At 63.3% G+C, this 19,617-nt stretch carries 19 protein-coding genes; 13 read left to right on the top strand and 6 right to left on the bottom strand.

Going from position 1 to position 19,617, the window contains the following annotated elements; translation table 11 throughout:
* Positions 1 to 62 precede the first annotated feature (62 nt).
* Positions 63 to 1,481, top strand: coding sequence for a DEAD/DEAH box helicase (locus ACN9MY_RS26580; RefSeq protein WP_426164515.1), 1,419 nt, complete (start codon positions 63 to 65; stop codon positions 1,479 to 1,481).
* 164 nt (positions 1,482 to 1,645) lie between these two features.
* Here ACN9MY_RS26580 and ACN9MY_RS26575 read toward each other — a convergent pair whose 3' ends face one another.
* Together ACN9MY_RS26575 and ACN9MY_RS26570 are read right to left on the bottom strand one after the other, a co-directional pair.
* On the bottom strand, positions 1,646 to 2,527 hold the full coding sequence (locus ACN9MY_RS26575; RefSeq protein ID WP_426164512.1) for a sulfurtransferase: 882 nt from the start codon (positions 2,525 to 2,527) through the stop codon (positions 1,646 to 1,648).
* A gap of 209 nt (positions 2,528 to 2,736) precedes the next feature.
* A complete protein-coding gene (locus tag ACN9MY_RS26570; protein ID WP_426164509.1) occupies positions 2,737 to 3,039 on the bottom strand; it encodes a c-type cytochrome in 303 nt (100 codons plus the stop codon).
* A 128-nt stretch (positions 3,040 to 3,167) separates the two neighbouring features.
* On the opposite strand from ACN9MY_RS26570, the gene ACN9MY_RS26565 reads away from it, so the two are divergent.
* From ACN9MY_RS26565 to ACN9MY_RS26540, 6 genes are all read left to right on the top strand, one after another.
* Positions 3,168 to 3,410 carry a type II toxin-antitoxin system Phd/YefM family antitoxin gene (locus ACN9MY_RS26565; protein WP_426164506.1) on the top strand — a complete coding sequence of 81 codons (243 nt, stop codon included), beginning with the start codon at positions 3,168 to 3,170 and terminating at the stop codon, positions 3,408 to 3,410.
* On the top strand, positions 3,407 to 3,826 hold the full coding sequence (locus ACN9MY_RS26560) for a type II toxin-antitoxin system VapC family toxin (protein ID WP_426319147.1): 420 nt from the start codon (positions 3,407 to 3,409) through the stop codon (positions 3,824 to 3,826). The genes ACN9MY_RS26565 and ACN9MY_RS26560 overlap by 4 nt, the downstream gene beginning before the upstream one ends.
* Before the next feature lie 60 nt (positions 3,827 to 3,886).
* Positions 3,887 to 7,426, top strand: a complete 3,540-nt coding sequence (dnaE, locus tag ACN9MY_RS26555; RefSeq protein ID WP_426319146.1) for a DNA polymerase III subunit alpha — start codon at positions 3,887 to 3,889, stop codon at positions 7,424 to 7,426.
* A gap of 108 nt (positions 7,427 to 7,534) precedes the next feature.
* A complete protein-coding gene (locus tag ACN9MY_RS26550) occupies positions 7,535 to 9,055 on the top strand; it encodes an MBOAT family O-acyltransferase (protein ID WP_426319145.1) in 1,521 nt (506 codons plus the stop codon).
* 2 nt (positions 9,056 to 9,057) lie between these two features.
* On the top strand, positions 9,058 to 10,272 hold the full coding sequence (locus ACN9MY_RS26545; RefSeq protein ID WP_426319144.1) for a hypothetical protein: 1,215 nt from the start codon (positions 9,058 to 9,060) through the stop codon (positions 10,270 to 10,272).
* An 18-nt stretch (positions 10,273 to 10,290) separates the two neighbouring features.
* Positions 10,291 to 10,548, top strand: coding sequence for a KTSC domain-containing protein (locus tag ACN9MY_RS26540; RefSeq protein ID WP_426319143.1), 258 nt, complete (start codon positions 10,291 to 10,293; stop codon positions 10,546 to 10,548).
* 76 nt (positions 10,549 to 10,624) lie between these two features.
* Here ACN9MY_RS26540 and ACN9MY_RS26535 read toward each other — a convergent pair whose 3' ends face one another.
* Positions 10,625 to 10,855, bottom strand: coding sequence for a DUF6139 family protein (locus ACN9MY_RS26535; RefSeq protein WP_426172307.1), 231 nt, complete (start codon positions 10,853 to 10,855; stop codon positions 10,625 to 10,627).
* A 160-nt stretch (positions 10,856 to 11,015) separates the two neighbouring features.
* Between ACN9MY_RS26535 and ACN9MY_RS26530 the strand changes: the two genes are divergently transcribed.
* Both ACN9MY_RS26530 and ACN9MY_RS26525 read left to right on the top strand, forming a co-directional pair.
* A complete protein-coding gene (locus tag ACN9MY_RS26530) occupies positions 11,016 to 12,575 on the top strand; it encodes an ATP-binding protein (RefSeq protein ID WP_426164494.1) in 1,560 nt (519 codons plus the stop codon).
* 2 nt (positions 12,576 to 12,577) lie between these two features.
* Positions 12,578 to 13,177, top strand: a complete 600-nt coding sequence (locus ACN9MY_RS26525) for a response regulator transcription factor (protein ID WP_426336372.1) — start codon at positions 12,578 to 12,580, stop codon at positions 13,175 to 13,177.
* 9 nt (positions 13,178 to 13,186) lie between these two features.
* Here ACN9MY_RS26525 and ACN9MY_RS26520 read toward each other — a convergent pair whose 3' ends face one another.
* Positions 13,187 to 14,020 carry a glycosyltransferase family 2 protein gene (locus ACN9MY_RS26520; protein WP_426336371.1) on the bottom strand — a complete coding sequence of 278 codons (834 nt, stop codon included), beginning with the start codon at positions 14,018 to 14,020 and terminating at the stop codon, positions 13,187 to 13,189.
* 108 nt (positions 14,021 to 14,128) lie between these two features.
* Here ACN9MY_RS26520 and waaF point away from each other — a divergent pair, with 108 nt between their 5' ends.
* Positions 14,129 to 15,148: a lipopolysaccharide heptosyltransferase II gene (waaF, locus tag ACN9MY_RS26515; protein WP_426336370.1), complete on the top strand. Its 1,020-nt coding sequence runs from the start codon at positions 14,129 to 14,131 to the stop codon at positions 15,146 to 15,148.
* Here waaF and ACN9MY_RS26510 read toward each other — a convergent pair.
* Together ACN9MY_RS26510 and ACN9MY_RS26505 are read right to left on the bottom strand one after the other, a co-directional pair.
* Positions 15,138 to 16,475: a hypothetical protein gene (locus ACN9MY_RS26510; RefSeq protein WP_426336369.1), complete on the bottom strand. Its 1,338-nt coding sequence runs from the start codon at positions 16,473 to 16,475 to the stop codon at positions 15,138 to 15,140. The two genes, waaF and ACN9MY_RS26510, sit on opposite strands and share 11 nt — an antisense overlap.
* Entirely contained in the window at positions 16,472 to 16,822 is a 351-nt protein-coding gene (locus ACN9MY_RS26505) for a hypothetical protein (protein ID WP_426164484.1), read from the bottom strand. Before ACN9MY_RS26505 ends, ACN9MY_RS26510 begins: the two co-directional genes overlap by 4 nt.
* Positions 16,823 to 16,850: 28 nt before the next feature.
* On the opposite strand from ACN9MY_RS26505, the gene ACN9MY_RS26500 reads away from it, so the two are divergent.
* Genes ACN9MY_RS26500 through ACN9MY_RS26490 form a run of 3 tightly spaced genes read left to right on the top strand, consistent with a single transcriptional unit; the run spans position 16,851 to position 19,610 of the window.
* Positions 16,851 to 18,062, top strand: a complete 1,212-nt coding sequence (locus ACN9MY_RS26500) for a YncE family protein (protein WP_426336368.1) — start codon at positions 16,851 to 16,853, stop codon at positions 18,060 to 18,062.
* 51 nt (positions 18,063 to 18,113) lie between these two features.
* The gene (locus tag ACN9MY_RS26495; protein ID WP_426319137.1) at positions 18,114 to 18,797 is read left to right on the top strand and encodes an alpha/beta fold hydrolase; all 684 of its coding nucleotides are present in this window, start codon (positions 18,114 to 18,116) and stop codon (positions 18,795 to 18,797) included.
* A gap of 54 nt (positions 18,798 to 18,851) precedes the next feature.
* A complete protein-coding gene (locus tag ACN9MY_RS26490; RefSeq protein ID WP_426319136.1) occupies positions 18,852 to 19,610 on the top strand; it encodes a hypothetical protein in 759 nt (252 codons plus the stop codon).
* The last annotated feature ends 7 nt before the right edge of the window (positions 19,611 to 19,617 follow it).

The following is a 19,617-nucleotide window of genomic DNA, read 5'->3' as shown; positions in this document are numbered from 1 at the left end:
TGCGCTTTACCACAGTTCTCGGGTATCATGCGGGGTTGGCCGCTGTTAACCTTAAGAATTGTATGTCTGACATTGAGAACACCCCTGAGCAAGTAAAGTTCGCCGATTTCGGCCTGGCGCCGGAAATCCTGCGCGCGCTGACCGACCAGGGTTATGTGCACCCGACGCCGATCCAGGCGAAAGCGATCCCGATCCTGCTGCAGGGCCGCGACGTGATGGGTGCCGCCCAGACCGGTACCGGCAAGACGGCCAGTTTTTCCCTGCCGATCATCCAGCTGCTGCTGGCCCATGCGAATACGTCGATGAGCCCGGCGCGCCATCCGGTGCGCGCCCTGGTGCTGGCGCCGACCCGCGAGCTGGCGGTGCAGGTGGCGGAAAACGTGGCTGCATATTGCAAGCACACCCCGCTGCGTTCCACCGTGGTCTTCGGCGGCATGGACATGAAGCCGCAGACTGAAAAGCTGCGCAGCGGCGTGGAAATCGTGATCGCCACGCCGGGCCGCCTGCTGGACCACGTGGAGCAAAAGAATATTTCGCTGGGCCAGGTGCAGATGCTGGTCATGGACGAAGCCGACCGCATGCTGGACATGGGATTCCTGCCCGACCTGCAGCGCATCATCAACCTGCTGCCGAAGAAGCGCCAGAACCTGATGTTCTCGGCCACCTTCTCGCCGGAGATCAAGAAGCTGGCATCGAGCTTCCTGACCGATCCGATCACCATCGAGGTGGCGCGCTCCAACGCTACCGCCGACAAGGTGACCCAGGTAGTCTATAAGGTCAACGAAGACCACAAGCGCGACGCGGTCGCCCACATCCTGCGCCAGCGCGAGCTGAAGCAGGTCATCGTGTTCTCCAATACCAAGATCGGCGCCTCGCGCCTGGCGCGCGGCCTGGTGACCGAGGGCATGAAGGCGGCCGCCATCCACGGCGACAAGACGCAGCAGGAACGCATGCAGGCGCTGGAAGCCTTCAAGAAAGGCGAGATCGACGTGCTGGTGGCTACCGACGTGGCGGCACGCGGCCTGGACATTTCCGACCTGCCTTGCGTCATCAACTTCGACCTGCCGTATAACGCGGAAGATTATGTGCACCGCATCGGCCGTACCGGCCGCGCCGGCGCCTCGGGCGACGCGATCTCGATCTACTCGGACAAGGATGAACGCCTGCTGGCCGACATCGAAAAGCTGATCAAGCAGACCGTCCCGCGCGGCACGCTGGAAGGCTTCGTACCGGGCGGCTTCCGCAGCGATGAGCGCCATGGCGACCGCCGCCGCGACCGCACCCAGAGCGACCGCGCGCCGCGCAGTGGGGAACGCCGTGAAGGCGCACCACCACCTCGCCGCGAGAAGGTCGACCCATGGTTCCTGAAACCGTATGAGCCGACCCGCAGCAACGGCGCGCCTGCCGCCGCCGCGCCGGCCGCACCGGCCAAGCCGAAGCAGAAGATCGCCGCCTTGCTGGGCGGCCTGCCGAAAGGCTGATGAGATGTAAAAAGGGCCCGTCGATGAACGGGCCCTTTTTTTGATCGTTGACGATGGTGTCTGACCCTGAGGGTCAGACACCGGTTTACCGGTTTTCCAAATCCTGTCCAATCGCGCGCTAAAACCGGCAAGGCAGTGTCAGACCCGCAGGGTCTGACACTCGTTTAATGCTTGCCGAAGCAGGCAGGGCACGACACCCCCGGCACGTATTCCGGCGCCAGTTGCTGGCGCGGGGTAACCACCGCGCGGCAGGCGAAGCACTGCTTGGTTTCGGTTGGCTCGAGCTGCGGGTTCAGCGCAGTGCGGTAGTCGAACACGAAGCAATCGCCGGTGTAGTGGGCGCCGCCCACTTCCTCGAAATACTTCAGGATGCCGCCTTCGAGCTGGTAGACATTGTCGTAGCCGATGTTCTGCATGTGGATCGCGGCTTTCTCGCAGCGGATGCCGCCGGTGCAGAAGGTCACCACGGTCTTGCCTTCGAAGTCGGCCTTGTGCTTCTCGATGATCTCCGGGAATTCGGTGAACTTGGTCAGGCGGTAGTCGACCGTGTTGTTGAAGGTGCCGACGTCCACTTCGTAGTCGTTGCGGGTTTCGACCATCACGACCGGTTTGCCGTTGTCGTCGTGGCCCTGGTCGAGCCAGCGCTTCAGGTCTTTGGCTTTCACATGCGGTGCGCGGCCGTCTTCCGGACGGATCAGCGGATGGCGCATGGTGATGATTTCTTTCTTGATGCGCACCAGCATGCGGCGGTGCGACTGCTCGGCCGACAGGCTCTCTTTCACTTCCAGGTCCGCCAGGCGGGCGTCGCTGCGCACCCAGGCCAGGTACTCGTCGATATTGGCGCGGGTGCCGGACAGGAACATATTGATGCCTTCCGGGGTCAGCAGGATGGTGCCCTTCAGGCCCAGGCGGGCGCAGATGTCCTGGTATTGCGGGCGCAGCTCGTCCAGCTTGTCGAGCGTGATGAATTTGTAGGCCGCGATGTTGACGTAAACGGCTGGTGCCGCGCCGGGCGTTGCAGGCGCGTTTTCAATGGTTGCTTGCATGGGATTGGTAATCGATTGAATCCGGAACAGCCGACATTATAGCCGCACTCGGCGGAATGCCCAAATAATAGGCAGCCGGCGCGCGACATTATGGCGTTCTACGACATGGCATCCGAGCAAGGCGTCGCCGCGCGAACGGCGATCACCTGATCAGCAAGAACACCTTCCGCCTTCGCAAGCCTGCGTGAGGCGGGCGCTCCGGTTAGCGCTTACTTCTGCGCCAGGACCCAGCGCACCAGCTGGTGAGCTTCGGCATCGGTCACCTGGTTGGGCGGCATCGGCACCGCGCCCCAGGTGCCGGAACCGCCCTGCAGCACCTTCAGGATCAGCTTGTCTTCAGCACCCTTGTCGTTCTTGTACTTGGCCGCGACATCCTTGAACGACGGTCCCACCAGCTTCTTGGCCATGGCGTGGCAGGCGAAGCAGCTCTTCGATTTGGCCAACTGCTCAGGTTCTTCCGCATAGGCCGCCAGCGAGGCAGTCATCAGCAGGGCAGCAGCAACAATTTTCATCTTTCTCTCCAAGGGGGATTGGTAAGGGTGATTCTAGCCGTGCCACGCGGAAGCAGCGGCCTCATTTGTAAGCAATTATCGCGCGTCCTATACTGAACTAGTCAACAGGCTAGTTCGTTGGGGGTCTTATGTTCAAGAGGATAGGGGCATTTGATGCCAAGGCAAGGTTTTCCGAGCTGCTAAGAAGTGTGGGTGAGGGGGAAAGTTTTACCATTTCTGTGCGTGGAAAACCGGTTGCCGACCTCGTTCCGTCGCGTATGGGCGAGCAACGCGATGTCAAGGAGACAGTCGACGCTCTTGGGAGACTGGAGTTGGTCAAAGGCGTCAGCGATGATGAAATTCGAAACTGGATCCGGCAAGGTCGAGAATGAAGCTGGTCCTGGATGCGTCAATGGCAATGGCGTGGCGCTTTGAACGCTTTGACCCTGCTGAGCGCGATTGCGCGCGAAAGCTTCGAATGGCGTTGGGGACGGCAGACATCCTGGTTCCAGCGATTTGGCATCTCGAAATTGCGAACGGTTTGCTTGTGGCAGAAAGGCGCGGCTGTCTCACGATGGCCCATGTCGACGAATATTTGAATTTGCTCGATGCCTTGCCAATCAAGACTGAAGATGTGTCTTTGTCATCAACTAAACACCAGGCACTGGCGCGTGCAAGAATCTCAGGCCTTTCCGTTTACGATGCCGCTTATCTGGCACTAGCCATGCGCTCAGGCGCTGCGTTGGCAACTTTTGACCGCCAGTTGGCTGCGGCCATGCGTGCGGCCGGCGGCACCGTCTACGAATAGCGGTAGAGGCAGCTCAGGCGTTAAAATAGGGGGATATTCGACTTGAAATCCGCCCGCCCCATGAGCATTGAAACAATCGACCAGCCAGTAGACGCCACGCCAGCCGCAGCCCCGGTGGGACCGCAATTCGTCCACCTGCGCGTGCATACCGAGTACTCGATTGTCGATGGCCTGGTGCGCATCGATGACATGATCAAGGCGGCGGTCAAGGACAAGCAGGGCGCGCTGGCCATCACCGACCTGGCGAACATGTTCGCCATGGTGCGCTTCTACAAGTCGGCGCGCGGCAAGGGCATCAAGCCCATTGTAGGCGTCGACGCCTGGATCACCAACGACGAGAACCGCGACAAGCCGCATCGCATCATGCTGTTCGCGAAGAACCGCATGGGCTACCTGCAGCTGTGCGAACTGTTGTCGGAAGCGTGGTTGAACAACCAGTACAAGGGCCGCGCCGAGATCCGTACCGAGTGGCTGCGCGACCGCGCCAACAAGGAATACCCGCTGCTGCCCGGCGAGAGCGGCGCCAATGCGCTGATCGCCCTGTCCGGCGCGCACTTTGGCGACATCGGCCAGGCCATCGAAAACGGCAACCTTGACCTGGCCGAGGCCAATGCCCGCAAATGGGCGGAAATCTTCCCGAACGGCCATTTCTACGTCGAGATCCAGCGGGCCGGCCAGGCCAACCAGGAGGTGCAGGTGCGCCAGTCCGTCGCGTTGGCGGCCAAGCTTGGCCTGCCTGTCGTGGCGACGCACCCGGTGCAGTTCCTGTCGAAGGATGAATTCATCGCCCACGAAGCGCGCGTCTGTATCGCGGAAGGCGAGATGCTGGCCAATGCCAAGCGCGTCAAGCGTTTCAACGAGCAGATGCGCTTCCTCACGCAGGCCGAAATGGCGGAACTGTTCCACGACCTGCCGGCCGCGCTGCAAAACTCGGTGGAAATCGCCAAGCGCTGCAATGTGACGCTGACCCTGGGCAAGCCGCAGCTGCCGAACTTCCCGACGCCGGGCATGTCGATCGACGAATTCCTGGTGGCGGAAACGCAGAAGGGCCTGGAGGAGCGCCTGATCCAGCTGTTCCCCGATCCCGAAAAGCGCGAGAAGGAGCGCCCGCGCTACGAGGCGCGCCTGAAGTTCGAGAACGACACCATCATCAAGATGAAGTTCCCGGGCTACTTCCTGATCGTTGCGGAGTTTATCCAGTGGGGCAAGAACAACGGCGTGCCGATCGGCCCGGGCCGCGGCTCCGGCGCAGGCTCGCTGGTGGCGTATGCATTGAAGATTACCGACCTGGATCCGCTGAAGTACAACCTGCTGTTCGAGCGCTTCCTGAATCCGGAACGGGTATCGATGCCCGACTTCGATATTGACTTCTGCCAGGAAAAGCGCGAACTGGTGATCCAGCACGTGAAGGACCTGTACGGCCGCGAGGCGGTGTCGCAGATCGCTACCTTCGGTACCATGGCGGCGAAAGGCGCAATCCGCGACGTGGGCCGCGTGATGGACTTCGGCTATATGTTCTGCGACGGCGTGTCGAAGCTGATTCCGTTCAAGCCAGGCAAGCCGGTGTCGATTGCCGAGGCGATCGAGGAAGAACCGCTGCTGAAAGAGCGACAGGAGAACGAAGAGGAAGTGCGCCAGCTGCTCGACCTGGCGCAGCAGGTGGAAGGCATTACCCGTAACATCGGCATGCACGCCGGTGGCGTGCTGATCGCGCCGGGCAAGTTGACGGACTTCTGTCCGCTGTACACCCAGGGCGGCGATGCCGGCGTGGTGTCGCAGTACGACAAGGACGACGTGGAAGCCGTCGGCCTGGTGAAGTTCGACTTTTTGGGCCTGACCACGCTGACCATCCTCGACCGCGCGGTCAACTACATCAAGGACCTCGATCCGGAAGGCACCAAGGACTTCGACCTGGCCAAGCTGCCTCTGAACGACCGCCCGACTTATGAGCTCCTGACCAAGGCGAAAACCGTCGCCGTGTTCCAGCTTGAATCGCGCGGCATGCAGGGCATGCTGAAAGACGCGCGTCCCGACCGCTTCGAAGACATTATCGCGCTGGTGGCGCTGTACCGTCCGGGGCCGATGGACCTGATCCCGGACTTCTGCAAGCGCAAGCACGGCGAAAAATTCGATTACCCCGACCCTCGCACCGAGGGCATCCTGTCCGAAACCTACGGCATCATGGTTTACCAGGAACAGGTGATGCAGATGGCGCAGATCATCGGCGGCTACTCGCTGGGCGGCGCGGACATGCTGCGCCGTGCCATGGGTAAGAAAAAGGCCGAGGAGATGGCGGAGCACCGCGAGATCTTCCGCAAGGGCGCGCAAGAGGGCGGGCTGACCGTCGAAAAAGCCGACGAGATCTTCGACTTGATGGAAAAGTTCGCGGGCTACGGCTTCAACAAGTCGCACGCGGCTGCCTATGCGCTGCTGTCCTACCACACGGCCTACCTCAAGCATCACCACACCGCAGCGTTCATGGCAGCCAACATGTCGCTGGCCATGGACGACACGGAGAAGGTCAAGATCCTGGTCGAGGACTCGATCGACGTGTGCGGCCTGACCATCCTGCCGCCGGACGTGAACCAGTCCTCCTACCGCTTCCGTCCGGACGGCGAGCCGGGCAAGAAGGCAACCAAGATCCGCTACGGCATGGGCGGCGTGAAGGGCGCCGGCCAGAACGCGATCGAAGCGATCATCGCCGCGCGCGAAGCAGGCGGCCCGTTCACCAGCCTGTTCGACTTCTGCAAGCGCGTGGACAAGAAGCAGATCAACCGCCGCACGGTGGAAGCGCTGATCCGCTCCGGCGCCTTCGATTGCTTCGGCGTCGACCGCGCGGTGCTGTTTGCCTCCGTGGGCTTCGCCATGGAATATGCCGACCAGGAAGCCAAGTCGGCTAACCAGGTCAGCCTGTTCGGCGGCGACGATTCCGACCTGGTGGCGCCGCCCGATTACGTGGCGGCCACGCCGTGGACCGACCGCGAAAAGCTGGCGGAAGAAAAGATCGCGCTGGGCTACTACCTGTCCGGCCACATGTTCGACTCCTACCAGCAGGAAGCGCGCCGCTTTGCGCGCACCAAGCTGTCCGAACTCGAGCCGTCGCGCGAACCGCGCATGATGTGCGGCGTGATTTCCGGCATCCGCACCCAGATGACCCAGCGCGGCAAGCTGCTGATCGTCACGCTGGACGACAAGACCGCCGTGGTCGAAGTCACCGTCTATAACGAAGTCTTCGAGCCGAACAAGCATATGTTCAAGGAAGACGAATTCCTGTGCGTCACGGGCAAGGTGTCGGAAGACCGCTTCTCCGGCGGCTTGCGCATTTCGGCGGAAAAGGTGTACAACATCACCGCCGCCCGCATCCAGTTTGGCCGCCAGATCGGCCTGGCGTTGCCGAAGGCCGTGCCGACCGCCAAGCTGGCCGAGATCCTCGGCCCGCACCGCGACGAATACGGTTTGCCGGTGTCGATGCGCGTCCGGCCGCAAGGCATCGACTGCGTGTTGCAGCTTGGCGACGACTGGCGCGTGGCGCCGTCGGATGCGCTGAAAATTGCGCTGGAGCAGGGCCTGGGGGCACAGGAAGTTGCAATCGAGTATTAACCCGGTGCGCGGAACGCCGGCGCAGCTCAGCGGTATCGTGCGACGGCGTTATTAATATCTCAACATAATCCGGTAGTACCCAACCATTCGCATGGTGGCCTGCCGATCATGTTGTTCAACTCTTTCAGCTTCCTGCTGGGTTTCCTGCCGCTCGCCCTGGCCGGCTACTTCCTGCTCGCGCGCCGCCATCCGGAGTGGGGCGTGGCGTGGCTGGCGCTGGCCTCGCTGTTTTTCTACGGCTGGTGGGACGTGCGCTATGTACCGCTGCTGCTTGGCTCCATCGTCGCCAACTACGGCTGCGCGCAGCTGATTCGCCGGGCGCAGGGCCGGGCACGCCGCTGGTGGCTTGGCGGCGCCGTCGCGGCCAACCTGCTGCTGCTCGGCTACTACAAGTACGCCAACTTTTTCTACACCAGCCTGACCGGCCAGCATGCAGACCTGCTGCAAGTGGTGCTGCCGATCGGCATATCGTTCTTCACCTTCACCCAGATCGCCTTCCTGGTCGACACGGCGCGCGGTTTTGTGCAGGAAGGGCGCTTCATCCACTATCTGCTGTTCGTTACCTACTTCCCGCACCTGGTGGCCGGGCCGGTGCTGCACCATAAGGAAATGATGCCGCAGTTTGCCGATCCGCGGAATGCCTTGCCGCGGGCAGAGAACTTCTCGGTCGGCGCCACCATTTTCATCCTTGGCCTGGCCAAGAAAACGCTGTTGGCCGATACGCTGGCGCCCTATGCCAACGCCCTGTTTGCGGCGCCCGGCGAGCCCACGCTGCTGTTGGCATGGGGCGGCGTGCTGGCATATACCTTCCAGCTCTATTTCGATTTCTCCGGCTATTCGGACATGGCGATCGGCCTGTCGCGCATGTTCGGCGTGCATTTGCCGCTGAATTTCAACTCGCCCTACAAGGCGCTCAACATCGTGGATTTCTGGCGGCGCTGGCATATCACCTTGTCGCGCTTCCTGCGCGACTACCTGTACATCCCGCTCGGCGGCAATCGCCACGGCGCCGTGCGTGCCAAGGCAAACCTGATGTTGACCATGGTGCTGGGCGGCCTGTGGCATGGGGCAAGCTGGAATTTCGTGCTGTGGGGCGGGCTGCATGGGGCCTACCTGGTATTGGCACACGCCTGGCATTCGCTCAAGGCACGCCTTGGCTGGCAGGGCGGCGGCAGGGCAGGCGCTGTCGCGGCCTGGGCCCTGACCTTCATCGCCGTGGCCTATGCCTGGGTGTTCTTCCGCGCGGCAGACCTGCCTTCCGCCATGCGCATCGTGGCTGGCATGTCCGGCCAGTACGGCGTGGCGTTGCCCGATGCAATCGGCGCCCGCCTGGGGAACCTGCACGAGGCGCTGGCCGCCCTGGGAATCAAGTGGACGCTGGGCGGTGCTACCCAGTTCATCGAAACCTGGTGCTGGGTGACGGTTGCCGCGCTGGTGGCCTTCCTGGCGCCGAATACGCAGCAAATCATGCATCGCTTCGAGCCGGCCCTGGACCACGACGGCACCACGGCGCCAGCGCGCCTGGCCTGGCTGCCGGCGCCGCGTCCGGCGCTGGTGACCGGCATGCTGGCGGTGTTTTGCTTGCTGGCCCTTTCGCGGCCGAGCGAGTTCCTTTATTTCCAGTTCTGACCATGTCCAATGCCTCGCACCATCGTTACCTGAGCAAGCTTGGCCTGGCCATGCTGGCGGGCCTCGTGCTGGTGGCCGGCGTGGTCGTGCTGGCCGACCCCTACGGCCTGTATGGCCTGGTGCGCGAGCCGGGCCTGAATGCCGAAAAGCCGGTGCCGCAGCACTTCCGCAACGAGATCAAATTGTCCATTGCCCAGCGCCTGGGGGCCACCCAGTTCCTGCTCGGCAATTCGCGGGTGGAAGTCGGCTTTGACCCGGACAGCCCGCTGCTGGGAGGAAGCGCCTACAACCTCGGGCTGGCGGGAACCGGCACCATGGTGGCGGCCGGGCAGTTGCAGTATTTGCGCAGTTTCGGCATCAGGCCTTCGCGCGTGATTGCAGGCGTCGATTTCCATGATGCCTTGCTGGCGCCGGGCCAGCGTGGCGGAGCGCGCCGGGTGCCTGTGGCAGGGGCGGGAAAACTGGGCTGGCGCGTGGAGAGCCTGTTCTCGCTTGCCGCCTTGCGCGACGCTGCGACTACCTTTACGATGCAGGGCGACCGCGAAGCCGAGACCATGACCGAGCGCGGCTTGAATCCGCTGAACCAGTACGTCAAGTTTGCGCGCTACGACGGCTATTACAAGATCTTCCGCCAGCGCGCGGAAGAGAGTGCGGCTTCGCTGGTGAGGAAAGCGCCGGGAGGCCTGGATCGCGAAGGGCTGCGGGCGGAATTGCGCGCCCTGGTCGATGCCGCGGCCAGCGATAATCCGGGCGTCGACCTGCGCCTGATGGTGTACGCTTACCATGCGCAGATGCTGGCGCTATTCGAAGCAAGCGGCATGTGGCCGCGTTTCGAGGAATGGAAGCGTATCGTGCTGGAAGAGGCAGAGGCTGCGCGCGCCCGCTATCCGCAGGCGCACATCGTGGTGCATGACTTCAGCGGGTTCGGCGAATTCAATTGCGAGGCGATTCCGGGGCCGAGCGAAAAGGGCACGACGCAATGGTACTGGGAGGCCGGGCACCAGAAGCCGGCGCTGGGTGAAGAGATGATGCGGCGCATGCTGGCCGATGCACCGGACAATGGTTTCGGCATGGCGCTGACCTTGCGGAACCTGGAGCAGGACCGGCAGCGCATTGCCGCCGAGCGTGCCCATTGCGTGGCGGCGCAGCCGGGCCTGTTTGCCGAGGCGAGGGAGCTGGTCGCGCGCGCAGTACGCAGGCAGGAGAAGCAGTTGTGAAGGAGCGATGAGATGGACATGAAACGCATTAACGCAGGCAAGCTGCGCGCCATTGGCTATGACGAGCGCGCGCGCATGCTGCGCGTCGAATTCGACGACGGCAGCGCCATCGATTACGAAGGCGTGGGCCGCGACGTCTGGCAACGCCTGTCCACCTCGGCTAGCGCGTGGAGCTTCTACCGTGACAACATCGAAGAAGAATTCACCGGCCGCAAAGGGCGCGCCAAGCCGCAGCCGGGAACGCGTCCCGCCGGCCTTGACGAGCTGTTCGATTGAAAGTCGGGGTCAGGTCTGGCAATCGGACATTTCGCTTGCGAAATGTCCGATTGCCAGACCTGACCCCGACTTTCAATTACATGTCTTTCAGCGCAGTAATGGCGTAGCCTTTGCTGCCCATCTGCTGGGTCAGCCGGTCGATGTGGTAGTCAGGCAGGACTTGCACATCATCATCGACCTCCAGCGATTGCTCGGCTGGCAGCCAGTCGGTGTTGATGGCTTCCTGTGGGATGGGTTTGCCCTCGGGCACGGCGAGATAGGAAAAAATGCCGTCATGTTCGGCACGACGATAGATATCCAGGCGCATCTTCATCTCCCTTCAACTAGTCCTACGCACAGGCTGGCGTAACGCTTTGATTCTACTCCGCTTGCCTGGCTGTGGCCATGCAAGATTGCCGGCATGGCCAGCGCAAAGCAGTAAAATTAACCTGGATCAACATACTTCCCTGAAGCCCGCGAATTGCCTTATGCGTTTTCCGTTCTTGCTGCCGGCCGCCGGTTTTGTCCTGACCTACCTGCTGTTCGACTGGATTACCTATGTCGAGCCGCTGCTGGGGCTGAACATCACGCCGTGGAACCCTGACACGGCACTGGGCCTGGTGTTCTGGCTGGTGTATGGGCGGCGCGCCGCGCTGCCGTGGTTCATGGCCCTGGTGGCGGGCGATGTCCTGGTGCGCGGCCTGCCCGGCGGCCCGGCAGGCACCCTGCTCACGGCTGCGTGGTTGCTGTGCGGCTACGGCCTGCTGGGAGAAGCCCTGCGCCGGGCGCTGGGCGGCGGCGCCATCTTCAGTTCGCGCTCCAGCTTCTATCGCTGGCTGCTGATGGTTGCAGCCGGCACCATGCTGAATGCAGTCGGCCATATCAGCCTGCTGGCTTGGCTTGGGCTGGTGCCGTGGGACGACTGGCTGCGCGCGGTATGGCGCTTCGGCTTCGGCGACATGGTGGGCGTCGTGGTCAGCATGCCGCTGCTGTGGAAACTGGCCAACCCGCAGGACCGGGCGCGCTTGGGCGAAGCCACCTGGAAGCCGGAAACCCTGGGCTACCTGGCGCTGGCGATCTTCGTGCTGTGGGCGGTGTTCGGCTACATCATGACGGCCGAATTCAAGCATTTCTATTTCCTGTTCCTGCCGCTGATCTGGGCCGCTTCGCGCCAGGGCGTGCATGGCGCGGCCCTGGTGGTGTTCGTGCTGCAGCTGGCTATCGTGGCCCTGGTCAGGGGCAACCATGCCAACAACATCACCGTGACCGAGCTGCAGGTGCTCGATGCCGTGCTGGCGCTGGTGGGCTTCTTCATCGGCATCGTGGTCGACGAACGGCGCCAGGTGGCGGAAGAACTCAAGCAAACCCTGCGCCTGGCTGCGGCCGGCGAAATGGCGGCCGCGCTGGCACATGAGCTGAACCAACCGATGACGGCGCTGGCGGTGTACGGCAAGGCCTGCGAGCACCTGCTGGCGCGCGGCGAGGCGGGCGACCTGCTGAAGAACGCCATCGGCCAGATGATCAATGAATCGGCGCGCGCGGCGGAAGTGGTGCGCCGCCTGCGCGACTTCTTCCGCACCGGCGCCATGCAGCTCGAGACCGTCAGTGCGGCGGCCCTGCAGGCGGGCATCGTGCAGCAGTTTGGCCCGCAATTCGCCGAACATGGGGTGCAAGTCACGGTCGCCGAGGCGCCGGCGCTGGCGGTGCAGGTCGACCGCCTGCAGGTGGAGCTGGTCTTGCGCAACCTGCTGGCCAATGCCCTGGATGCGGTGCGCATGCGTCCCGCAGGACAGCGCAGCATCCGGCTCATGGCGGAAAACGTCGGCGGCAAGCTGCGCTTCACGGTGGAAGACAGCGGCGACGGCCTGACGCAGCAGGCGGCCGGGCGCCTGTTCGAGCCTTTTGTATCGACCAAGGCCAGCGGCATGGGACTGGGGCTGGTGCTGAGCCGCTCCATCGTGGAGGCGCACGGCGGGACTTTATGGGCAGAAGTTGCCGGTCACGGCATCTTTCGTTTTATACTGCCGGCGCTGGACTCTGGAGAATAGCCTTGTCAAACCTTACCGTTTTCATTGTCGACGATGATCCGTCGCTGCGCGATGCCCTTGGCCTGCTGCTGGGCGTGCGCGGTTATCGCACCGCCGTTTTTGCCAGTGCCGAAGCCTTCCTGCAGGCCTGGCTGCCCGAATGGGCCGGCTGCCTGGTGGCCGACATCCGCATGGGCGGCATGGACGGCCTGGCCTTGCAGCGCAAGCTCAACGAGATGAACTGCCTGCTGCCGGTGATTATCGTGACCGGCCATGGCGACGTCAGCTCGGCGCGCGAAGCCTTCAAGGCGCGCGCCGTCGATTTCCTGGAAAAGCCGTTCGACGACGACAAGCTGATTGCGGCCATCGAGGAAGCGTTCTCGATGCAGTTGCGCCAGCGCCAGGACCACGACCGCCGCCAGCAGCGCGACCAGTTGCTGGCCGAGCTGACTCCGCGTGAGCGCGAAGTGTTCGAGTTGGTGGTGATGGGACGCCATAACCGGGAGATCGCCCCCCAGCTGAACATCAGCGTGCGCACCGTGGAAGTCCACAAGGCGCGCCTGATGGCCAAGCTGGGCGTGGATAACGTGGCCGACCTGGTGCGCGTCGCGCTACGCGACTAAATTGCGTGCTTAAGTTGCGCTGGCGCGCAGCTCGCGCAGGCCGGCCACGGCTTGCGTGGTCTTGTCGATTGCCCGCTGCAGCACCGCCGAGCGGTTGCTTGATTCCTGGTCGCGTTTCGCTTCGCGGTGCCACAGGTGATAGACCTCGGTGGCAAAGGCCCCGCTCTTGCGCATCACGCCCGCGTTGAACAGGCGCAGCACCAGGTCGGAATCTTCGTGGCCCCAGCCGGTGAAGCTCTCGTCGAAGCCGTTCACCAGGTCAAGGTCGCTGCGCCATGCCGCCATATTGCAGCTCTTGATACGGCGCCAGGTAAAGTGTTTGCTTTCACGCCCCACGTCCGGCAAGGTCAGTATCGTCTGCAGGAATTTATTGGCGCCGCCGGTCAGGTACAGCTTGAGTTTCTCCAAGGGGCCAAGGCGCTGGATGTCGAGGTGCTGCTCCAGCAGTCGACGCGTATAGGCTTCGCTAAGCAGCACGCGGCTGCCCGTCACCACATGGCCGCGCCTGGCCAGGCGGCGGTGGCTGGAGATGAAGTTCTTCTGCGGCACGCAGTCGCCGTCGATGAAGACGATGTATTCGCCTTGCGCTGCAAGAATGCCCAGGTTGCGCGCGCGCGCCGCGCGAAAACCGATATCTTCCTGCCACACGTGCTTCAGCGGCACCGGGGAGCGCGCCTGCAAGGCGGCCACGGTATCCCGCGTGTTGTTGGTCGATCCGTCATCGGCGATAATGATCTCGAAATCTTGATCGTCCTGCGCAAAACAGGCCTCCACCACGGCCGTCAGGGCGTCCGGACGATTGTATGTGGTGATAATTAACGAGATGGTTGAAGCTAGTTGCATGGATGCCAAAAGATTAAGAAGAAATGCCGTCCTGCTGGCGGACGCCAATCCGCCAGTATACCAGTGCCGGATGCACGATTCGAATTGCGCCGGACAGGAGGCCTGCCGGTGAGGACCCTGGTGATTTCTCCCAACTGGATCGGCGATGCCGTGATGGCGCAGCCGCTGCTGCAGCGCCTGAAAGCGCTGCACCCGGAGCGCCCGATCGACGTGCTGGCGCCGCCGGCCGTGTCGCCGGTCTGGCGCCAGATGCCGGAAGTGGCCGAAGTGCTGGAAACGCCGTTCCGCCATGGCGCACTGCAGTTGAAGGAGCGCTGGCGCTATGCGCGCCTGCTGCGCCAGCGCGGCTACGCTGACGCCTATATCCTGCCCAATACGCTGAAGTACGCCCTGATCCCCTGGCTGGCTGGCATTCCGCGCCGCGTCGGCTACAAGGGAGAAAGCCGTTATGGCTTGATCAACGTGATGCACCATGACGACACGCCGCCGAGGCCGATGGTGCCGTTCTACGCCGCCCTGGCCGACGCGCCGGGAGCGCCGCTGCGCAGCGGCCTGCCCAAGCCGCGCATGGCCGCCAGCAGCGAGCAAATGGCCGCTGCCTGCGCCAAGGTCGGCCTGGACCCGGCGCGCCCGCTGGTGGTGTTTGCACCCGGCGCCGAGTTCGGGGGCGCCAAGCGCTGGCCGCCCGCGCATTTCGGCCAGCTGGCTCAGCATATCCTGGCGCGCGACCCGCAAGCCCAGGTTGCGCTCCTCGGTTCGCCCAAGGATGGCCCGACTTGCGACGACGTCATTGCTGCAGCCGGCGCCCCTGCCGGCCTGGTCAGCCTGGCCGGCAAGACCAGCCTGTCCGATGCCGTGGCTTTGATTGCGCGGTCTGCGGCTGTGGTCAGCAACGACTCCGGGCTGCTGCATGTGGCCTCCGCGCTGAACCGGCCGGTGATCGCCATCTACGGCCCGACCGATCCTGATCACGCGCCGCCATTCTCCGACCTGGCCGCCTCGATCTCCCTGCGACTGGAATGCTCGCCATGCCGCCAGCGCGAATGCCCGCTCGGCCATCAGAACTGCATGCACGGCATCAGTTCCGGTCAAGTGTGGCAAACGCTGGAGCCAATGCTCAGCCGTTGACCACCGGCTGGGCAATGATCCAGAGGCTCAGCAAGGTGTAAGACACCATCAGCGCTAGCATCGGCAACTGGCTGCGGCTGGCGCGTGTGCCGAACTGGCGCAAGGCAGTCTGGTGCCCTAGCCAGACCGCCGCCACGTGCCCCGCCACGATGGCGGACAGCGACACGTACCAGACCATGCGCGCATCCACGATGCCTAGCCGGATGAAGTAGAAGCGCGTGCCGAACAGGTCCCACCCCAGGTTGAGCGGATCGGAAGCGAGGGGGATCAGGTATTGCCCCGCCATCGCCAGGAAGGACAGGTAGTGGGCGAAATGGTAGGCAATTGCGATCGGCACCAGCGTCAGCACGTACCAGCCGGCGGTCGCGGCCAGCGAAGCGCCACCGCCGCACCAGGCAATGGCACGGCATACGGCAAGATAGCCCAGCAGGAACAAGGCCGGCAAGAGGCATAGCGCGGCGGCGCGCAGCAGGGCGGGCGGCCATGGCAGGGCGGCTTGCAAATCCAGCCACAGTTGGGTCTCCAGCAGGCCATCAAAACTGACGGAGGCCAGCATCAGCATCACCAGCACGACGTGCGACCAGCCCAGCGGCGCGCCGACCAGCAGTCCGGCGCCGAAAGGACGCAATTGCCAGCGGCCGTCCTGCACCTGGTTGGGCGCAAAGCGCGCCAGCAAGCCGAAGACCACGGCAAACACCTCGCCATGCGCCAGCCATGTGCGCCGCCCGAACACGAACATGCCCAGCCAGGAAAGGCAGGAATAAGCCAGCATGGCGGCCGCCAGGCTGGCCGGCTGCTCGCTGCCCTCCCAGTTCAATTCCATGTTCACGAAGGCGAGGAATAGCAGGGCGGCCGGCCACACGCCTGCCCATTGGGGCCAGGCCAGCTTGCCGGGGCGGTCGCCCAGCGTCCAGCGGCAAAGGGTATTGAGCGGATTGACCAGCGCCCACAGGTCGCCCAGCAAGGCCGATACGAAGGCCATGCCGACCCACCAAATGGCCCAGACCATGGCGGGCGCGATATTCTTAAAGGGGTTCTGCGTGCCGACAAACCCGGCGCACAGCACGAGAAGGTACAGTGCCAGCACCGCCAGCCGCAGGCTGGTCGCGAGCGCGCCAGCCAGGGGCACTTTTCGAAGCAAAATGAAAGCTTGCCCAACGGGGCGTGGCTGCATATTGCGCTGGCGCGCCAGCAAGAGGAAGGTGACAGCGACAGTGGCCGCGGCGCCTGCCATGAACATCCACAAGGGCAGCGGCAGGTCGAAGCGCTGGCCGAATCCGTGCGCCAGCGCAGGCAGGGGAATGGCTGCCAGCAGCCAGCGCTTCATCTGGGAATGACTTCCACGTAAAGCAGCGCCGGCGCGTGGTGGTGCCCCTTGCCATGCGCCGCAAGGGGAAAGCGGCCCGCGGCTTGTGCCTGCAGCTGCAGGCGCCCCGGGATGCCGGGCTTGAGCGACAACATCCGGTCATAGCCATGCAGGTGCAGGTCGAGCGCTGTATCGCTGCGTAATTCGAGCACCAGCGTATCGCCCTGCGGCACGCGCACGGTGGGTGCCGGATTGGCAATGCGCTGCTGCCTGACTTCGAAGCTGGCACTTTGTTGCGCGGACCACACAGGCGTCCCTGCCAACAGCGTTAGCGTTGCAAACAGCCAGTATTGGCGGGGCAGGCGCATATGGAGATTCTAGTCCAGCAGGCGTAATATGCAACGACTGACCCTGCACAAGAAGGAGTGGACCATGCGTATCCGTTTCCTGCTTCCCCTCGCGGTCGCCCTGGGCATCCCCGCCCTGGCCAGCGCCGAAATCCTGGCGATGATGAATTATGAAAGCAAGTCCGCCGAGTCGCTCAAGGCGCTCAAGAATCCCGTGGCGCCGGCGTCACGCAAGGAGGGCATCGCGATTGTCGATGTCGATCCCAACTCCAAGGCCTTCGGCAAGATCGTCAAGGACATCCCGCTGCCGGCCGACCTGGTGGCGCACCACATCTTCTACAACCACGACATGAGCAAGGCCTACATCACGGCGCTGGGCAAGACCGAGCTGCGCGTGATGGACATGAAGTCGAAGGACTATGCCATGACCACCGTCAACATTCCCGACTGCAGCGTGGGCGAGGATATCGCCTTCTCACCCGACCACAAGCGCTGGTATGTGAGCTGCATGGGCAGCCAGGCCATGGTGGTGGGCGACGCCCATAGCGACAAGGTGCTTTCCACCATCAAGGTGGCGGCGCCATATCCGCATGGGCTGGCCGTTTCCGGTGCGGCAGACCGCATCCTGCTCACGTCGACCGTGCGCGCCTCCGACCTGGGCGACCCGGGGGAAGTGATCAGCGCGGTGGAAGCCAGCACCGGCAAGGTGCTGGGCACCTACAAGGTATCGAGGAAAGCTTCACCCGCAGGCGAAGCGCCGGTCGAAGTCCTGTTCGTGCCGAATGCAAAACCCGCCGTGGCCTACATCACCAATATGTATGGCGGCACGCTGTGGACCGCAAGCTGGAACAAGGACAAGAAGGACTTCGAAGTGGCGCAGGTGTACGACTTTGCCGAGGCCAAGGCAGGCGTACCGCTTGAGATCTACTTCAACAAGGCCGCCACGCGCATGTACGTAACCAGCGCGAAGCCGGGCCAACTGCACGTCTTCGACATTTCAGCCAAGGCCGGCGAGCCAAAGCTGCTCAAGTCCATCCCCGCAGCGGAAGGCGCGCACCACGTGGCCTTTACCAAGGACGGCAAATACGCCTTCGTGCAGAATGCCTTGCTCAACCTGCCGGGCATGAGCGATGGTTCGGTCACCGTGGTTGACCTGCAGTCCGGCACCGTCGTCACCAGCATGGACACGCTGAAGAACGCCGGCTTGAACCCGAACAGCATTGTGCTGCTGCCGCAGTGGAATGAGATGATGGGACATTGAACTTGCCCTCGGGGCCGTGCCAGCTGCCGGCACCGGGGGTATACTCGCGGCATGACACCGCTGGTCCTGATTCCCGGCTATATGCTGGACGACGCCTTATGGGATGGCATGCTGCCGTTCCTGCCTCCTGAACTCCCGCTGCATTTCGCCAGCCTGGCCGAAGGCGATTCCATTGCTTCCATGGCGCAGGCCGTGCTGGCGAAGTGCCCGTCGCGATTCACCTTGCTCGGTTTCTCGATGGGCGGATATGTCGCGCGCGAAATCGTCCGTCTCGCGCCCGGCCGCGTGCAGGCGCTGGCGCTGGTCGCCACTTCCAGCCGGGCTGATCTGCCGCTGCAGGTCGAACAGCGTACCAGGGCCGCGCGCGCCACGCCGCTCGGCCCTTTCCGTGGACTGGGCCGCGCCGCCATCGCGCAATCGCTGCATCGCGACAATGTTGCCAACGAAGCGCTGGTGGCGCGGGTGCGCGCGATGGGCGAACGCCTGGGCCGCGAGGTCTTCGTGCGCCAGTCGCTGATTGTGCGCGACGCCGATACAGCCTGCCTGTCCGACATCCAATGTCCGACCCTGGTTGTCGCGGCAGCCGGAGACCAGTTGCGCAGGCCCGAAGAAGCGCGCGAACTGGCCGAGGGCATCCCTGGCGCAAAGCTGGCGACAATCCCCCACGCAGGCCACCTGATTCCGCTCGAGCAGCCGCAGTCGCTGGCAACCGCCATCACCGTGATTTTTCAATAGAAAATTTCCTTAGTATTAACGCTATACTCCGCCAACTTTCACAGGAGGCTAGGTATGCGTACCTTGATGAGCGGAGCGCTGGCGGTGGGGATGATGTTTGCGTCGGTGGCGCAGGCAAGCTGCCATGCAGCGTTGAAACAGCGCCTGCCGCAGGCGGGGACTGTCATTTTTGGCGAGATCCATGGCACGAACGAGATTCCAGCATTCTTCTCCGCCTGCGTCCGTGAGTTCCTCGACCGCGGAGAGACGGTCAAGGTGTTCCTGGAGCTTGATGCCGCAGACACCGAACATACGGCAAAGTACCTGCGTGGCGAAATCGACGAAGCGGCTTTGTTGTCATCACCGCGCTGGCGGGTGCATGATGGGCGAACCAGCCTGGCCATGCTGGAACTGCACCGCGCGCTGAAAGGTGTACCGGTGGTCGGTTTTGTACCGGGAAGGGGAGTTGCAGACAGCAACGCCGCAATGGGCGAAAATTTCCTGCGGCATCGGCTGGAAAACGGATACAACCTGGTCTTGGTAGGAGGAACCCATGCACAGCTGGCGGCTGGGAAGGGCGACAGCTTTACTTCGGTCCCATTCGGCCAATATGTTCAGGCCAGGTCAAACAACGTTCTCAGCTTGAACGCGCGCTACACTGGGGGCGAGGCATGGGCTTGCGCGCCGTATTGCGATGCCAATCCGCTCGACGGCAATGAACCGGACGGCGCCACGCCGGCCAAACGCATCGGCTTCGAGGATAAAGACCGCCGCTTCAACGGCTACTTCAGTGTTGGCAGAGTCACCGCATCGCCGCCGGCAGTCGAGAAGTAATTGGCGT

The organism is Pseudoduganella sp. R-31 (assembly GCF_049913235.1).
Taxonomy (GTDB): Bacteria; Pseudomonadota; Gammaproteobacteria; order Burkholderiales; family Burkholderiaceae_D; genus Rugamonas.
This window is presented reverse-complemented; position numbering and strand designations above follow the sequence as displayed.

Bases quoted from the DNA above. Each gene is read 5' to 3' on its own strand.
- ACN9MY_RS26580 (WP_426164515.1), top strand. From the start codon at position 63: ATGTCTGACATTGAGAACACCCCTGAGCAAGTAAAGTTCGCCGATTTC.
- ACN9MY_RS26575 (WP_426164512.1), bottom strand. From the start codon at position 2,527: ATGCAAGCAACCATTGAAAACGCGCCTGCAACGCCCGGCGCGGCACCA.
- ACN9MY_RS26570 (WP_426164509.1), bottom strand. From the start codon at position 3,039: ATGAAAATTGTTGCTGCTGCCCTGCTGATGACTGCCTCGCTGGCGGCC.
- ACN9MY_RS26565 (WP_426164506.1), top strand. From the start codon at position 3,168: ATGTTCAAGAGGATAGGGGCATTTGATGCCAAGGCAAGGTTTTCCGAG.
- ACN9MY_RS26560 (WP_426319147.1), top strand. From the start codon at position 3,407: ATGAAGCTGGTCCTGGATGCGTCAATGGCAATGGCGTGGCGCTTTGAA.
- dnaE (WP_426319146.1), top strand. From the start codon at position 3,887: ATGAGCATTGAAACAATCGACCAGCCAGTAGACGCCACGCCAGCCGCA.
- ACN9MY_RS26550 (WP_426319145.1), top strand. From the start codon at position 7,535: ATGTTGTTCAACTCTTTCAGCTTCCTGCTGGGTTTCCTGCCGCTCGCC.
- ACN9MY_RS26545 (WP_426319144.1), top strand. From the start codon at position 9,058: ATGTCCAATGCCTCGCACCATCGTTACCTGAGCAAGCTTGGCCTGGCC.
- ACN9MY_RS26540 (WP_426319143.1), top strand. From the start codon at position 10,291: ATGAAACGCATTAACGCAGGCAAGCTGCGCGCCATTGGCTATGACGAG.
- ACN9MY_RS26535 (WP_426172307.1), bottom strand. From the start codon at position 10,855: ATGCGCCTGGATATCTATCGTCGTGCCGAACATGACGGCATTTTTTCC.
- ACN9MY_RS26530 (WP_426164494.1), top strand. From the start codon at position 11,016: ATGCGTTTTCCGTTCTTGCTGCCGGCCGCCGGTTTTGTCCTGACCTAC.
- ACN9MY_RS26520 (WP_426336371.1), bottom strand. From the start codon at position 14,020: ATGCAACTAGCTTCAACCATCTCGTTAATTATCACCACATACAATCGT.
- ACN9MY_RS26510 (WP_426336369.1), bottom strand. From the start codon at position 16,475: ATGAAGCGCTGGCTGCTGGCAGCCATTCCCCTGCCTGCGCTGGCGCAC.
- ACN9MY_RS26505 (WP_426164484.1), bottom strand. From the start codon at position 16,822: ATGCGCCTGCCCCGCCAATACTGGCTGTTTGCAACGCTAACGCTGTTG.
- ACN9MY_RS26500 (WP_426336368.1), top strand. From the start codon at position 16,851: ATGCAACGACTGACCCTGCACAAGAAGGAGTGGACCATGCGTATCCGT.
- ACN9MY_RS26495 (WP_426319137.1), top strand. From the start codon at position 18,114: ATGACACCGCTGGTCCTGATTCCCGGCTATATGCTGGACGACGCCTTA.
- ACN9MY_RS26490 (WP_426319136.1), top strand. From the start codon at position 18,852: ATGCGTACCTTGATGAGCGGAGCGCTGGCGGTGGGGATGATGTTTGCG.